We start from the raw sequence: 15,426 nt of genomic DNA on the forward strand, positions 1-15,426 counted from the left end.
CCAGAGAGCGGATTGAAGACTGGAGGAGAGACTACAATGAGACCAGGCCACATACAGCGCTCGGTGGCTTGACCCCGAGCGCCTTCGCCCAACAAACTTACCAAGCCCGGAAAGTTGCGTAGCTCGTGGATCATATATGGGGGCAGGTCCAAACCAACACTGAATTAACATCACACCCGGATCACCCACATGGGGCAGGCCAGTTATGTGCTCGACGAGATCGTGCAGACGCGCCGCGGCACCAAGGCGGCCAAGCGCTTGCTGAAGCGCCTGTTGAAGAAACAGGGTGGCCCACCCCGGCGCAGGATCACCGACAAACTCGGCTCCTACTCGGCCGCCCGGCGTCAGATCATGCCGGACGTCGAACACCGCTCGCACAAGGGGCTCAACAATCGGGCGGAGAATTCGCATCTCTCGTTCCGCCGGCGAGAACGGGCGAGGCAAGGCTTTCGATTGCCCAAGTACCTGCAGCGGTTCGTCAGCGTGTTCTCTGCTGTCCGCAATCTCTTCGTTTCACCCCGCTCCCGCCGCTCTGCCCGTGCTACCCACCTTCACCGCCTCAACGCCATGGCCGAGTGGAAAGTCGCAGCGAATGTCGCCTCTTGAAACCGTCATGCGGCCGAATTTGTCTCAATGCGGCTGATGCTGGTTAACGTCACAACACCGTTCGTCCTGATCGGTGGGTTGCCATGTCAGGTGCGGCAGCGCGGCGGCGAAGTGGACCGCATGCTCACCGGTCCCGCTGGCAATCTCCAGAACCATTCCTGCCCGGGGCAGGATCCGCTGCAGGACGACCAGGATCGGCTCGCGGTTGCGTGCCACCTATGGCGACGTCAGGACTGCCTCTATGTTCCTTGAGCTCGTCATTCTGATGGTCGCTCCCCTCATATGCGCGTCCGGTCGGCTGGTTCGCCACACCGGATAAGAAAATGATTATCCGGGAAACCCGTCGGCATTGCACGCCAACGTCCCTCCATTCAGCGCTGCGACATATTCCTCAGCCCCGTTTCAGATCACCTGCGGCCCTGACGCGTGGCCATGTAGAGGTCCACTTTCGGGAGTCCCGTGGATCCTGCCTCCTAGCATGCACCAGGCTGGTCGTTTTGAACATGATCGACAAGCACCACGACGCAGGCGCTCGGACACGGCTTCCCTTTATTCGAAAATTCTAGAAATACCGCTTGACAGCCGGCCCGAGTAGGCGCACCGTATTTCCATGAATGTCGAACAAGCAGCCAAACAGCTCGAAGCACTTGGGAACACCACCCGGCTCCAAGTCTACCGCACCCTGGTGCGGGCCGGAGAGGCTGGCCTGCCGGTCGGGCAGATCCAGGAGCGCCTCGGTATCCCGCCGTCGACGCTCTCACATCACCTCCAGCGGCTACTTCTGACCGGGCTGGTGACGCAGGAGCGGCAGGCAACGACCCTGATCTGCCGGGCCAGCTACGCGGCGATGAATGGCCTCATCGGCTTCCTGGCCGACGAGTGCTGCGCCGACGCCGGATGCGGAACCCAGGCGGAGAACGCCACCTGATTATTTTGGCCTGATATTTCCATAATTCCGGAAATATCAAAAGGAGTGACCGATGCCTGGCTTCCTTCCCTTCGTCCTCCACCTCGTCCGTGCGGCCCGGAACCGTCGGCAGGTCACCGCCCTCAACGAGCTGGATGACCATCTCCTGCGCGACATCGGCCTCCAGCGGGCGGACGTCGTCGCCATCCTGGCCCAACGCCGCCACCGCGATTCCTCCCGGATGCTCAAGATCCTGTGCTGCCACGGACGCGTCTTCGTCGAGCGCGTACGCGACGGTTTCGTTCCATGCCCCGCCTCCTGCTGCTGACAGACAAGGAATCCTCCCATGACCACGCTCGATAACCTTCCCATTGCCGTCATCGGCGCAGGCCCAGTCGGCTTGGCCGCCGCCGCCCACCTGATCCAGCGCTGCCTCCCCGTGAAGGTCTACGAGGCGGACGCGACCGTTGCCGCCAATGTACGCGACTGGGGCCACGTCCGCCTGTTCTCGCCGTGGGAGTACAACACCGACCCGGCCGCTCGCTCCCTGCTCCAGGCCCATGGCTGGCAGGAGCCGCCCGGCAAGGCCATGCCAACTGGGTCGGACCTTTACGAGGCCTACCTCAGGCCGCTCGCCGAGACGCCGGAGATGGCGGTGGTAATCGAGACCGGCGCCACTGTGAAGGCGATCACCCGCCAGGGCGCCGACAAGGTGCTCAGCAAGGGCCGCGGGACCAAGCCGTTCGTGATCGCCGTCTCTGACGGCAACGGCGCCATCCGGCGCGACCTGGCGCGGGCGGTGATCGACGCCTCCGGGACGTGGACGGCTCCCAATCCCCTCGGCGCAGGCGGCATCCTCGCGGAGGGCGAGGCCGAGAGTGCGGCAAGCCTCGCCTACGGCATCCCGGATGTGCTCGGCCGCGACCGCGCCACCTACGAGGGCAGGACGACGCTGGTGGTCGGCGCCGGACACTCCGCCGCCAACGTCCTCCTCGACCTCGCCCGGCTGGCGGAGCGCAACCCCGCGACGTCCATCGTGTGGGCGACCCGCGGTGAGAACCTGATGCGGGTCTATGGCGGCGGCAGCGCCGACCAGCTCCCGGCCCGCGGCCAGCTCGGGTCCAGCCTCAAGGCGCTCGTCGACAGCGGAGGGGCCACGCTGGTTGCCGGCTTCTCGGTCCTCCGCGTGCGGGCGGCTGGCGAACAGGTCGTTGTCGAGGGCGAGACGGCGCAGGGCTTCCGAGAGATCGGTCCCGTCGACCGGATCGTCGTCGCCACCGGACAGCGCCCGGACCTAAACCTGACCCGCGAGCTGCGGCTCGATCTCGACCCCTGGCTGGAGAGCGCGAAGGCGCTCGGCCCCTTGATCGACCCGAACCTGCACTCGTGCGGGTCGGTCCCGCCGCACGGCCACCGTGAGCTCGCCCATCCGGAGCCGGGCTTCTTTACGGTCGGCATCAAGAGCTACGGCCGCGCGCCGACCTTCCTGATGCTAACGGGCTACGAGCAGGTCCGCTCGGTCGTGGCGGCCATCGCCGGAGACCTCGCGGCAGCCGACGACGTCCACCTGGTCCTGCCGGAGACGGGCGTGTGCTCGACCAACCTTCCCGTTGGCGGTACGCCTGCATCCTCGGAATGCTGCGACGCCCCCGCCCCGGTGAAGGTCGATGCCTGCTGCGTCGCGGATGCCGAGGCCAAGGCCGCGGGTCAATCGGGCTGCGGATGCGCTCCCGCGAGGACGCCGGGGAAGGTTGCGGAATCGGCCGGCTGCTGCTGAGGACAGTCTTCCCAGATTGGACCACCATTCCCCCTTTTACGGAAAATGCTCAAGAGAACCGCACGAGCCTTGTCATCCGCCCTTCGTCCGAATCCGATCTCGACGCGATCACCGCCATCTATGCCCATGCGGTGATTCACGGCACCGCATCTTTCGAACTCGACCCACCCGATCGAGCCGAGATGGCGCGGCGCCGGAGCGCCCTTCGGGAGGGCGGTTGTCCCTATCTCGCGGCGGAGAAAAACGGCATGGTTCTGGGCTGTGCCTATGCGAGCGCCTACCGGACGCGGCTCGCCTATCGCTCGACGGTGGAGGATTCGATCTACATCGCCCCGCAGGCCCAGGGGCAGGGCATCGGGCGACTGCTGCTCGCCGCCCTGATTGAGGAATGCGAGGCTAGGGATTTCCGCCTGATGGTCGCGGTCCTCGGCGACGAGGAATCGAAAGGCTCCATCGGGCTGCACAGGAGCTTGGGATTCGAACCTGTCGGCATCCTGAAGGGCATCGGCTACAAGCACGGGCGCTGGCTCTCGTCGGTGCTGATGCAGCGCCCCCTCGGGTGCGGCATGTCCGAGCCGCCGACGCGTCCGGTGACTTGAGAACGCTTGGTAAAATGGTCCCCGGGGCCTCACCTGGGGAGGCTTGCGGAGCAATCCGTGCGGTCACGGCCTCCGTGATCAGGATACACCTGCTCACCTTCCTCCAGGCCGGGGCGGCGGAGTGCCCGGGTGTCAGGTCGTCCCGGCCATCGCGGCACGCAGGCGCCGATCGTAAGCACTGGCCAAGTTGTGGAGGGCTGCGGCCGTGTCACCGACGAAGGACGAACCGTGCATCAGGGCCAGGGTGCGCGGGGCAAGGTCTGCCAGTCGGCGGACCGTCGGCGCGATGCTCGGCCCGAGGCTCGTGTCGTAGAAGATGTCCTCGGCCGCAAGCGCTGGGCCCACGATGTCGCCTTCGGTGATCGCAGGGCCGTTGCCCAGATGAGTGAAGAGATCGCCGCAGAACAGCGTCCGGCTGGTCTCCTCGAAGATCACGCCGGCATCCCAGCCGTGTGGCACATGCGGCGTGTCGATGTACTGGATCCGCTTGCCGCCGATGTCGATCACCTCGCCGTTCGACAGCACCCGCGGCGGGCGATCCGCCATGTCATTCAGCGATACGAGACATCCTGTCATCCCATGCGCGATCTGCGCGTTCGGCGCCACGGCCAACCACTCGTTCATGGCGCCGCACTCGTCGGCCTCGTAGTGGCCGAAGGTGATCCAGCGCAGGTCCTGGATGGGCATGATCCGGGACACGGCTTCGGACACGAGCGGGAACATCTTCCGCAACCCGGTATGGAACAGGAGCGGCTCGTCGCCGAGCACGAGGAACTGGTTGAAGGTGAAGCCGGCCGGCGGCACGATGTCGGGCACGTGGGTCGAGAGGCGGTAGATGCGGTCGCCGATCTCGTCGATGCGTGTTTCCATCGGAGTGCTCCCTGGCTCGCCCCCGCGCCGGCTGGGATTAGATCCGGACTTCCGTCCGGAATTGCGGCAGGGGCCAGCTCAGGAAACCCTGATGGCCTCGGCATCCAGATCGGACGGACCGGGCGCCGTGAGGTGCCGGGGCGATGTAGAGCGTCTCGCGCAGAGGCGATCCAACAGCGACAGTGCTTCGGTTCTTGCGGCCGGCGTTGCCGCGGTCATGATCGATCCGGTTCCTCCCATGGCACCAGACCTCCTGGACAGCATGAGGACATACGAATCGACGGATCACAGTCCGGCCCCACGTGCTCAAGTCTAGGTCATCATTATCAGCCGGAGAGGATTTGCGTGGCAAGTCCGCCTCGCCCGAGGTGCAATTTCCTGTGCGTTCGTCCACGACGCGGTTCGTCCGATCCCGTTGCGGAGCCGTATGTGGGCACGGTCTCCCGCAGTCTTGCTGTCCGACTGCGGCTCGTTAAGATCTAGACAGGTTTGAACCCGGGAGAACACAATGCTTCGTCGCACGACTGCCGCCGGCCTCGCCCTCCTCGGCATGATGGGTATGGCTTCCGCCGAAACGCTGGTGGTGTGTACCGAAGCCAGCCCGGATTTCCTCAACCCCCAGTTTTCCACCGCCAACACGGCATTCGATGTCGCCGCCCAGGTTTACGACAGGCTCGTCAGCGTCGAGCGCGGGGGCTCCAAGATCGTGCCGGGCCTCGCGGAGTCGTGGACCGTCTCGGATGACGGCCTCGCATATACCTTCAAGCTCAGGAAAGGCGTGAGCTGGCATTCGACCCAGGCCTTCAAGCCGACGCGGGAGTTCAATGCCGATGACGTGGTCTTCTCGTTCCAGCGGATGATGGACGAGCAGCACCCATTCCATAAAGTCGGACGGGGAGGCTACGAGTACTATGCGGGTCTCGTGGCGCCCTTCCTGAAGGCTGTCGAAAAGGTCGATGACTACACCGTTCGGTTCGTGCTCAAGCGGCCCGAGGCTGCCCTGCTCGGCGCGATCTCCGTCGAACCGATGTCCATCCTCTCGGCCGAATACGCGGACGCCATGCAAAAGGCCGGCACGCCGGAGCAGGTCGATCAGGTCCCGGTCGGGACGGGCCCCTTCAGCTTCGTGGCCTATCAGAAGGACGCCACCGTGCGCTTCAGGCGCTTCCCCCAGTACTGGGGCGCGGCCGCGGGCCTGTCTGATCGGACGGCGCAGGTCAGCGATCTCGTCTTTGCGATCACGCCCGATCCCAGCATCCGCTACGCCAAGGTGAAAGCGGGCGAATGCCACATCGCACGCTATCCCAACCCCGGCGATCTCGCCCCGATGAAGGCCGATCCCAACCTGAATGTTCAGTCCGGTACGATCGCAGACATGAGCTACCTGGCCTTCAACAACCAGAAGAAGCCCTTCGATGACCACCGCGTCCGTGAGGCCCTGAGCTATGCCACGAACGTCCCGGCTCTCGTCCAAGCCGTCTACCAGGGCACCGGCACGCCGACCGCAGCCCTCATTCCGCCGACCCTATGGGGGCACAACGACGACCTCAAGGTCCGCGAGTACGATCCCGAGAAGGCCAAGAAGCTTCTTGCCGAGGCCGGGTATCCCAATGGCTTCAAGACGACGCTGTGGGCCATCCCGGTGGTCAGGGCGTACATGCCGAATGGACGCCGTGCGGCTGAACTGATCCAGGCGGATTGGGCCAAGGTCGGCATCCAGGCCGAGATCACGACGTTCGAATGGGGCGAGTACCTCAAGCGCACCCGACAGGGCGAGCACGAGGTCGCGATGAGCGGGAGCACGTGGGACTACCCGGATCCGAGCCAACTCCTGTCCCTGAGCTGGAGCTGTGATGCCGTCGCCACCGGAGGCAACCGGGCCCGCTGGTGCAACAAGGAATTCTCCGAGAAGCTGACGCGTGCGAATTCCATCGGCGACCAAGCCGAGCGCGCCAAGATCTATGTCGAGCTCCAAAAGATCTTCTACGACGAAGCGCCGGCGATCCTCTTCGCCAATGCTCAGGCCTTCACGCCGATTCGCAAGGAAGTCTCCGGTTACAAGATGCATTTCTTCGGCGGGCAGCCGTTCTATGGTGTATCTCTCAGCAAGTAGGACACGCGGCGCTACCCGGGTCCAGGGTCGAATGACGCCCGTGCGGATAGATCCGCACGGGATCCGCGCGAACAGCCGCGCTCCATGTGACGATTGCAAACAGACGGAAGAGACCAATGACGATTGAGGTGGAATGGGCCCGAATGACGGCCCCGGAACTCAGGGACATAGCAGCACGTCCAAACGCACTGGCGGTGCTCCCGGTGGGCTCGCTCGAGCAGCATGGCCCCCACCTTCCGGTGATCACCGATACGGCCAGCGCCAGCGCGGCCGCGGTCCGGGCGGCACGACTGGTCACCGATGAAATCCCTGTTGCCGTGCTGCCGGGCCTCTGGCTCGGCATGAGCGAGCATCACCTTCCCTTCGGTGGCACGATCAGCCTCGATTACGAGGCTTACCACAGCGTGCTCCGCTCCATCGTGCGCTCGCTGAAGGCCCTTGGATTCAAGCGTCTCCTCATCGTCAACGGCCATGGCGGCAACATCGACCCGCTGGCCGTCGCCGCGCGGGAGCTCGCGGTGACGTTCGCCATGCCCATCGTCGCGACCACCCCGTGGATGCTGGCGCGCGACGAGATCGCGGCGATCGCCGAATCCGAAACGCCGAAGCATGCCTGTGAGGGTGAGACCTCGGTGATGCTGGCGATCGCTGGGGACATTGTGCGCACGGACAAGTTCGACGAGGCCGTGCAGCAGGCTCCCAGGCGCGCTGAGGCTCCCCAAGGCTTCTCGCGCTTCTACTCGTTCTCGGAGCGGGCTCCGGTCACCGGGACGTGGGGCGACCCGCGCCCGGCCACTCGCGAGAAGGGAGAGCAATTTCTTGCGATCCAGGCCACCGCATTGGCGAAGAGCATGCGTGATGAGTGTCTCTGGTCGGCACCGGATCCGGTCTGGCAGTGGGACCGGGGGCAGGGAACGACCTCCGGAAAGGCCGAATAACATAACACAACTCCAGAGCCGCCCGTCATGCTCATGCGGTGGCCGACGGTAGGCCGGCATCCCGCTGGTCGATGACGTGATCATGTCCCATGTGCCTGCGGGCGATAAACCATCCGTGGGTCAATAGTCATGCCTCAACTCCTCGCCCTGGTTCGCGCGACGCTGATCAGGGAATGTAGTCGAGGGGTGTCCGTCCGCGCGACCGCCGTGTCGATCACGGCCTTTCTGAACGTCAGAATCCGCTGTCATGGGTAAGCGCCTCTCATGAGATCAGGCTACAAGGCTCAGTTTGACGCGGAAGACACGCTCCGCGTTCCCGTAATCATGTTTCGCGGTCATCCTCGACGGATCTGCGCTCAACTTGGTGTGTAGCGCTAGCACGATGTTCCGAAGCCGTTGATTGGGCATGTTCTGCACGACGTGCGCGGAGCGACGGAAGCAGTAGTTCCTTCCAAATTCGGCCGCACATCTCATTTCCCGCACAGGCCGGGCAACACTCAACCGGTACTGAGATACGGGCTCCTTCTGCCACACAGTTGGGCGAGGCCGACCGCCTCCCTCAGTTCCGGTGTGACAATAGGTGCATAGGGTTGCTATTCATGGAATCCGTCCGCTACAAGGCGCTTCCTGCCACTGTCGAGGTGGCCGATGACCCGCGGGAAGGATCGGCGTCGCCATCTGAACCACTGGACGTTGGCCCTCGGTCCAGAATTACCCAAGAGGCTCTTGTGGTTGTACGGAACACGACCTGCACGATAGATACTCCGGATAGTGGAACCCGGACTATGCGCCGAGGTCGCCGGCAAGAATGATGAATACGGAAACCTTACTTTCGATCCGCGACCTCTCGGTCGAGTTCCCGTCGGAGCGCGGCCCCGTCACCGTTATCGACAGCTTAAGCTTCGACATCAGGCCCAAGGAGACGCTAGCGGTTGTTGGCGAGTCCGGCTCGGGCAAATCCGTGACTGCCTTGAGCATCATGCGGCTGCTCGAATACGGAGGCGGACGTATCGCCGGTGGGAAGCTCCTCTATCGCACCCGGAGTGACGCGGTACGGGATCTCGCCCAAGGAGCCGCCGGTGATCTCCGGCCGATGCGTGGCGATGAAATTGCTATGGTTTTTCAAGAGCCGATGACGTCGCTCAACCCGGTCTTCACGATCGGAGATCAAATCAGCGAGGCTATCCTTCTCCACCAAGACAAGGATGCGAAAGCCGCTCGTGCAGAGGCGCTCCAGCTCCTGGAAAAGGTACGTCTTCCGGAGGCCAAGCGCCTTCTGGATGCATATCCGCATCAGCTGTCCGGCGGGATGCGCCAGCGCGTGATGATCGCGATGGCCCTGTCCTGCCGTCCTGGTCTTCTCATCGCCGACGAGCCAACCACGGCGCTCGATGTCACGATTCAGGCCCAGATCCTGCGGCTGATGCAACAACTGCAGGACGAGATGAACATGGCAATGATGTTCATCACCCACGACATGGGCGTGGTGGCGGAAATCGCTGATCGCGTGGTGGTGATGTACAAAGGCCGCAGGGTTGAAGAGGGCACAACTGCGGAAATCTTTTCTTCTCCGCAACATCCTTACACGAAATCGCTCTTAAGCGCTGTTCCTCGGCTCGGTGCCATGAAGGGGAGCAACCTGCCCGCGCGGTTCCCGCTTGTCAGCTCAGACGCGACGGCCGAGACTACAGAGCCCCTGCACGATACTGTGATCGCAAAGGCCGAACCGCTTCTTCGGGTGGAGAATCTCGTCACGCGGTTCGATGTGCATAAAGGAATCTTCAGCCGGGTCACAGCACGGGTGCACGCGGTCGAAGGCGTCAGCTTCGATATCATGCCAGGCGAGACCCTCTCGCTCGTCGGAGAATCCGGGTGCGGTAAGTCCACCACCGGACGCACCCTGATGCAGCTCCTAGAGCCGACCAGCGGCATTATCCGGTTTGAAGGTCGCGACTTAGCCACCCTGTCGGCCGGCGAACGCCGCGGATTGAGACGCAAGATCCAGTACATCTTCCAAGATCCGTACGCGTCGCTTAATCCGCGTTTGACCGTTGGATTCAGTATCGCGGAGCCTCTCCTTACCCATGGACTGATGAAAGGTCCTGCCGTACGAGAGCGGGTGGCAGAGTTGCTGCAACACGTCGGCTTACAACCAACGCATGCCGAGCGGTATCCGCATGAATTTTCAGGTGGCCAGCGGCAACGGATCTGTATCGCCCGGGCTCTTGCCTCCGATCCGAGACTAATTATTGCAGATGAGTCGGTCGCGGCTCTCGATGTGTCCATTCGGGCGCAGGTCATTAACCTGCTCATGGATCTGCAGTCGCGTCTGGGCGTGGCCTATCTCTTCATTTCTCACGACATGGCTGTCGTTGAGCGCATTAGCCACCGGGTTGCTGTCATGTATCTCGGCCAGATTGTAGAGATCGGAACACGCCGCGACATCTTCGAGAACCCGCAACATCCCTACACCCGCCGGCTGCTATCTGCAGTGCCGATCGCCGACCCACGCCTGCGCGGTCGTGAGCGTCCCCTGATCACCGGAGAAGTTCCAAGTCCCACGCGGCGCGTGGGCGACGAGCCGATGGTCGCGCCGCTCGTGAACGTGTCGGGCGGCCACTTTGTTGCTCAGCATCCGGTGGGCATCTACTCCGCATAGACGTACAACCAAGGGAGAAGGTATGTTTAGTTTCAAGAAAGCAGCCATAGCGGGAGCACTGCTCCTGTCTGTGGCAACGCCTGCCTGGGCTGCCAAGGACCTCGTGGTCGGTGTACCCGACAATCTCACGGGTTTGGACCCGCACAACGCGAACGACACCCTGTCCCAGTCCGCATCGCGGCTGATCCTGCAGGGCCTTTTCGGCTTCGACAAGGACATGAAGCTGGTTCCCGTCCTTGCGGAGAGCTATGAGGCTACTCCTGAGGCGACCGAGTTCACCATCCGCCTGCGCAAGGGCGTCAAGTTTCACGATGGCACGCCCTTCAATGCTCAAGCAGTGAAGATCAATTTCGAGCGGTTGGCAAACCCGGAGAACCGGCTCAGCCGGGCCAGCCTCGTGAACATGGTGTCCCAGTTCACGGTCGTCGATGATGAAACGATCAAGCTGTCGCTGAAGGAGCCCTTCGGCGCGATGATCAACAACCTGGCGCATCCCGGTGCCATGATTCACAGTCCAGCCGCACTGGAGAAGTACGGCAAGGAAGTGATGCGCAACCCCGTTGGAACGGGTCCGTACAAGTTCGTGAGTTGGCAGGCCGACACCTTGAAGGTGGCCAAGAACGAGAACTACTGGAAGCAGGGTCTGCCGAAAGTGGATAGCGTCACGCTCCGCAGCGTGCCTGAGAATGGATCGCGGCTCGCCATGGTCCAGACGGGAGAGGCACAATTTATCTACCCGCTGCCGCCCGAAATGGCGTCCGTCGCTGAGAAAAACCCGAAGCTCGACGTCATCTCAAAACCGTCAATCGTCACCTGGTACGTGGCGATGAACAACCTCAAGAAGCCATTCAACGACATTCGTGTCCGCCAGGCGCTGAACTACGCCGTCGACAAGCGCGCCTACGCCAAGATCGTCTACAACGGCAATGCGGATCCGATGGATTCGGTCGTTCCTCCGGGCCTGCCGTTCTATGCCAAGCAGCAGGAATGGCCGTTCGATGTCGCCAAGGCCAAGGAACTCCTCAAGGAGGCCGGCTACCCTGACGGTTTCGAGACTGAGATCTTCGCCGGCAACAACACGACCTCTATCCGCGCCATGCAGTTCCTGCAGCAGCAACTGGCGCAGGTAAACGTGAAGCTGAAGGTCACTCCGCTCGAGGCTGGTGTCGCTGCGCAGAAGATCTGGGGGGTGTCGAAGCCGGAAGAGACCACCGTGCAGCTCTATTACGGCGGATGGTCCGCGTCGACCGGTGATGCCGACTGGCAACTGCGTCCGCTTCTCTTTGGTGAGAGCTTCCCGCCGAAGATGTTCAACGTCGCGTACTTCAGTAACCCTGAGGTGGATGCCGCGATCAAGGCCGGCCTCGCCACCGCCGACAAGGAGAAGCGCGCCGAGGCCTACGCCAAGGCACAGGAAGTGGCCTGGAAGAACGCACCGTGGATCTACCTCGGGGTCGAGCGCCTCTTGGCCGCCAAGTCCAAGTCGCTGTCCGGTGCCTACTACCTGCCGGACCGCGGCATTCTGCTCGAAGAAGCCGAACTCAACTAGTAAGGATCGCCCTGGGACCAGAATCGGTCTCAGGGCGCCACTCGCGGTTTGCTATGCTCAGATATCTCGTCCAGCGCCTGATCGGCATCCTGCCGGTACTGCTGCTCATTTCGGTTCTTGTTTTCGCCTTCGTGCACCTTCTGCCGGGTGACCCCGCGCGGCTCGTGGCGGGCCAGGATGCGACCGAGCAGGATGTTGCGGTTGTGCGTACAGCCCTTGGTCTCGACCGCCCCCTATGGGAGCAGTACATCACCTATGTCGGCAACGTGTTGCAGGGCGATTTCGGCACATCGCTCAAGACCCGCAGAGCCGTCTCCGACGAGATCGGGGAGCGGTTCATGCCCACCTTCTGGCTGACCGTGATCAGCATGGCGTGGGCCACTGTCTTCGGCCTCGTCATCGGCGTTTCATCCGCAGTCCGGCGCGGGCGTTGGCAGGACCACGGCGGCATGCTCGTAGCCGTGTCGGGCATATCCCTGCCGTCCTTCTGGCTCGGGCTGCTGCTGATCGACTGGTTTTCCGTCCGTTTGGGATGGTTTCCGACCAGCGGCTACGGTACCTGGGCCCACTTCGTCCTGCCATCCATCACGTTGGGCGCCGGTGTCGCGGCTGTGATGGCGCGCTTCACGCGATCCTCGTTCATCGAGATCGCCCGGGAAGACTATGTTCGGACCGCGCGAGCCAAGGGTGTTTTCGAACGTCTCGTTGTCTGGAAGCACGTTCTGCGCAATGCGCTGATCCCGATCATCACGATGGTCGGACTTCAGTTCGGTTTCCTTCTCGGCGGCTCCATCGTCGTGGAGACCGTATTCGCCTGGCCAGGTTTGGGGCGCCTCCTCGTCGATTCGGTGTCGTTCCGCGACTACCCCGTGATCCAGGCCGAAATTCTTCTGTTCTCGCTTGAGTTCATACTCATCAACCTTCTGGTCGATGTTCTCTATGCGCTCGTGAACCCGGAGATCCGTTATCGATGAGCGGCGCAGTCATGTCGTCTTCCTCGACCCTCGCGTCGGAGAGCATCCGCACGCCCTGGTCAGAGTTCTGGCGCAAGTTTCGTAGGCAGAAGGTGGCTGTCGCCGCCGGTGTGTTTCTGATTCTTCTAGTGCTCGTCGCCCTCCTGGCGCCGTGGATCGCGCCTTACGATCCCGCTGCCCCCGATTACGAGCACGTGCTCGAAGGACCCTCCTGGTTACATTGGGCAGGAACGGACGACTACGGCCGCGACATTCTGAGCCGTATCATGCATGGCGCTGGCATCTCGCTGATGGTGGGTTTCCTAGCGGTGACCATCGGCGGCATCGTCGGGATCATGCTCGGACTGATCAGCGGCTTCTACGAAGGCTGGATGGATCGCGTAATCATGCGCATCTGCGACGTACTCCTGGCCTTTCCGGGGATCCTGCTCGCCATCGGTATCGTGGCGATCCTCGGCCCTGGGATTGAGAACGTCATCTGGGCGGTAGCCGTATTCAGCATTCCGGTATTCGCCCGTTTGGTGCGTGGCTCAACCCTGGCTCTTAAGCGGGCCGTATATGTGGATGCCGCTCGCGCTATCGGCGTCCGCAACGCTATCCTGATGGCTCGGCACATCCTTCCAGGAGCACTTCCCAGCGTTATTGTCTACTTCTCGATGCGGTTCGGAACATCGATCCTTACTGCCGCAAGTCTCAGCTTTATCGGTCTTGGAGCACAGCCTCCGACGCCTGAATGGGGCGCTATGCTCTCGGCAGGGCGTAGCTTCATCGGTGTTGCCGATCATCTGACATTCTTCCCTGGGCTAGCGATCTTCCTGACGGTTCTCGCCTTTAATCTTCTTGGTGACGGGCTTCGAGACGCCCTCGATCCCAAGCTCAGTCAAGTTTAGCAGATCGGTTGTCTAACGAGGCGGGCCGCAGGGGAGATGGCAATTCCCATCCCTTTGGCGGTGGAGGACTGCGCTGATGAAGATTTACATCTCTGCCGACATCGAAGGCGTAGCAGGCGTCGTGAACCCTCAGCAGGTCAGCATGGGCAATGGCGAATACGAGCGAGCCCGGCGCCTCATGACACTGGAGGTTAATGCGGCGATCGAAGGTGCGTTCGCCGGGGGGGCGACAGACATTCTCGTCAATGATTCGCACGGGGACATGCGCAACCTGCTGCCCGACGAGATCGATTCCCGCGCTGAACTGATTTCGGGGAAACCAAAGCCTCTCAACATGTTTGAAGGGCTCAGTTCTGAGCATGCTGGCATCTTCTGCCTTGGTTATCATGCTAAGGCACGCTCAGCAGGGGTTCTCGCCCACACGACGAACGGCTTTGCCTTTGGCCGGATCCGGTTGAACGGACATGAAGTGGGGGAGGCCGGGCTCTATGGAGCCTATGCCGGAAGTCTCGGCGTCCCGGTGATCTTGCTTACGGGCGATGATCAACTTCAGGCAGAGACAAAGCCCTTTTTCCCTGAGGCACACCACGTTGTCGTCAAGTATGCCCATGGACAGCGTGTTGCGCGTAGCTTTTCTCCCGAGCGAGCGCGGGCGTTCATTAGGGCCCAAGCAGAAGTGGCTGTCCGCAGTGCATCATCCATCCCGCCGTTCATTCTCGGAAGTCCCTATCGGCTTGAGATCGAGCTCAACACACCTGCTTTATGCGATCTCGCAGCGGTGATTCCGGCGGCGACCCGGCTGGATGCTGTGACAGTTTCCTTCGAATCAGAGACAGTCGAGCATGCGGTACGTTGGGTGAATACCCTCTCGGCGCTGTCGGCTGCACTGCGCTGACGTATCTACGGCTCTTCCATCCTAACGGAGCGTTATTCTCTTAGTGTGGGTTCCAACTAGTCGCACTGGAGCTGAGCATCTTCCTCTTCCTGAGCACAGTTTTCTAGACAAGCAACGCCAGCAACCGCTTCGTCGAGTTTAGCAGCACAAGCCATATAAGGTCCGTTTTTGGCACTTCTCGGAAGAAGCGCTTTGGTCAGTGTGTAATCCCGGTGTCCGTTGTCAGAGTTTTTGAGACAGCGGGCGGTCTGAACTAAGGGAGGCTCTGGCTCACCTGGGTTGCAGATTAAGCGGCCTGCATCTGGTGCTGCAAGCGTCGGGTTTGAATGGTCTGCCGTTTGATCCTTTCTCTCTCCATCAGAATGGCCTCTCCACGTCGGAAATAGACATCGGCAGGCGTCAGGTTGCTCAGGCTCTCGTGGTAGCGTTGGTGATTATAGTGCGCCACAAAGGCCTCGATCTGCGCCTCCAGTTCGCCAGGGAGGAAGTAGTTCTCCAGCAGGATGCGGTTCTTGAGCGTCTGGTGCCAGCGCTCGATCTTGCCCTGCGTCATGGGATGATACGGTGCTCCACGCACATGGCTCATGCCCTTGGCTTCCAGCCACGAGGCTAGATCCGACGCGATGTAGCTCGAGCCGTTATCCGACAG

The 15,426-nt window shown here is 62.2% G+C and carries 14 protein-coding genes and 2 pseudogenes; 13 read left to right on the plus strand and 3 right to left on the minus strand.

Annotated elements, in window-relative coordinates:
• Both DES45_RS24255 and DES45_RS24260 read left to right on the plus strand, forming a co-directional pair.
• A partial coding sequence (locus DES45_RS24255; RefSeq protein ID WP_147282507.1) for an integrase core domain-containing protein occupies window positions 1-122 on the plus strand: 122 nt, incomplete at its 5' end.
• Window positions 123-195: 73 nt separating this feature from the next.
• Window positions 196-606: pseudogene (locus tag DES45_RS24260) on the plus strand (DDE-type integrase/transposase/recombinase); the annotation flags it as partial.
• 60 nt (window positions 607-666) lie between these two features.
• Here DES45_RS24260 and DES45_RS24265 read toward each other — a convergent pair.
• Window positions 667-822 (minus strand): annotated as a pseudogene (locus DES45_RS24265) (DUF938 domain-containing protein); the annotation flags it as partial.
• Window positions 823-1,216: 394 nt separating this feature from the next.
• Here DES45_RS24265 and DES45_RS24270 point away from each other — a divergent pair.
• Genes DES45_RS24270 through DES45_RS24285 form a run of 4 tightly spaced genes read left to right on the plus strand, consistent with a single transcriptional unit; the run spans window position 1,217 to window position 3,889 of the window.
• On the plus strand, window positions 1,217-1,534 hold the full coding sequence (locus DES45_RS24270) for an ArsR/SmtB family transcription factor (RefSeq protein WP_114773494.1): 318 nt from the start codon (window positions 1,217-1,219) through the stop codon (window positions 1,532-1,534).
• Window positions 1,535-1,586: 52 nt separating this feature from the next.
• The gene (locus tag DES45_RS24275; protein ID WP_114773496.1) at window positions 1,587-1,841 is read left to right on the plus strand and encodes a DUF1127 domain-containing protein; all 255 of its coding nucleotides are present in this window, start codon (window positions 1,587-1,589) and stop codon (window positions 1,839-1,841) included.
• Between the two features lie 18 nt (window positions 1,842-1,859).
• Entirely contained in the window at window positions 1,860-3,290 is a 1,431-nt protein-coding gene (locus tag DES45_RS24280; protein ID WP_114773498.1) for an NAD(P)-binding domain-containing protein, read from the plus strand.
• A complete protein-coding gene (locus DES45_RS24285) occupies window positions 3,236-3,889 on the plus strand; it encodes a GNAT family N-acetyltransferase (protein ID WP_114773500.1) in 654 nt (217 codons plus the stop codon). Before DES45_RS24280 ends, DES45_RS24285 begins: the two co-directional genes overlap by 55 nt.
• Window positions 3,890-4,021: 132 nt before the next feature.
• Here DES45_RS24285 and DES45_RS24290 read toward each other — a convergent pair whose 3' ends face one another.
• Window positions 4,022-4,759 carry an oxygen-binding di-iron domain-containing protein gene (locus DES45_RS24290; RefSeq protein WP_114773502.1) on the minus strand — a complete coding sequence of 246 codons (738 nt, stop codon included), beginning with the start codon at window positions 4,757-4,759 and terminating at the stop codon, window positions 4,022-4,024.
• 508 nt (window positions 4,760-5,267) lie between these two features.
• Here DES45_RS24290 and DES45_RS24295 point away from each other — a divergent pair.
• From DES45_RS24295 to DES45_RS24325, 7 genes are all read left to right on the plus strand, one after another.
• Window positions 5,268-6,872 carry an ABC transporter substrate-binding protein gene (locus tag DES45_RS24295; protein WP_114773504.1) on the plus strand — a complete coding sequence of 535 codons (1,605 nt, stop codon included), beginning with the start codon at window positions 5,268-5,270 and terminating at the stop codon, window positions 6,870-6,872.
• Between the two features lie 116 nt (window positions 6,873-6,988).
• A complete protein-coding gene (locus DES45_RS24300) occupies window positions 6,989-7,810 on the plus strand; it encodes a creatininase family protein (RefSeq protein ID WP_114773506.1) in 822 nt (273 codons plus the stop codon).
• An 811-nt stretch (window positions 7,811-8,621) separates the two neighbouring features.
• A complete protein-coding gene (locus DES45_RS24305) occupies window positions 8,622-10,469 on the plus strand; it encodes a dipeptide ABC transporter ATP-binding protein (RefSeq protein ID WP_114773513.1) in 1,848 nt (615 codons plus the stop codon).
• A 22-nt stretch (window positions 10,470-10,491) separates the two neighbouring features.
• Complete coding sequence (gene gsiB / locus DES45_RS24310; RefSeq protein ID WP_114773508.1) at window positions 10,492-12,018, plus strand: glutathione ABC transporter substrate-binding protein GsiB; 1,527 nt, start codon at window positions 10,492-10,494, stop codon at window positions 12,016-12,018.
• 53 nt (window positions 12,019-12,071) lie between these two features.
• Window positions 12,072-12,992: a glutathione ABC transporter permease GsiC gene (gsiC, locus tag DES45_RS24315; RefSeq protein WP_114773510.1), complete on the plus strand. Its 921-nt coding sequence runs from the start codon at window positions 12,072-12,074 to the stop codon at window positions 12,990-12,992.
• Complete coding sequence (locus DES45_RS24320) at window positions 12,989-13,882, plus strand: ABC transporter permease subunit (RefSeq protein ID WP_114773511.1); 894 nt, start codon at window positions 12,989-12,991, stop codon at window positions 13,880-13,882. The genes gsiC and DES45_RS24320 overlap by 4 nt, the downstream gene beginning before the upstream one ends.
• Before the next feature lie 76 nt (window positions 13,883-13,958).
• A complete protein-coding gene (locus tag DES45_RS24325) occupies window positions 13,959-14,777 on the plus strand; it encodes a M55 family metallopeptidase (protein ID WP_114773512.1) in 819 nt (272 codons plus the stop codon).
• A 286-nt stretch (window positions 14,778-15,063) separates the two neighbouring features.
• Here DES45_RS24325 and DES45_RS24330 read toward each other — a convergent pair.
• A partial coding sequence (locus DES45_RS24330; RefSeq protein WP_147282508.1) for an integrase core domain-containing protein occupies window positions 15,064-15,426 on the minus strand: 363 nt, incomplete at its 5' end.

This window comes from Microvirga subterranea (assembly GCF_003350535.1).
Taxonomy (GTDB): domain Bacteria; phylum Pseudomonadota; class Alphaproteobacteria; order Rhizobiales; family Beijerinckiaceae; genus Microvirga; species Microvirga subterranea.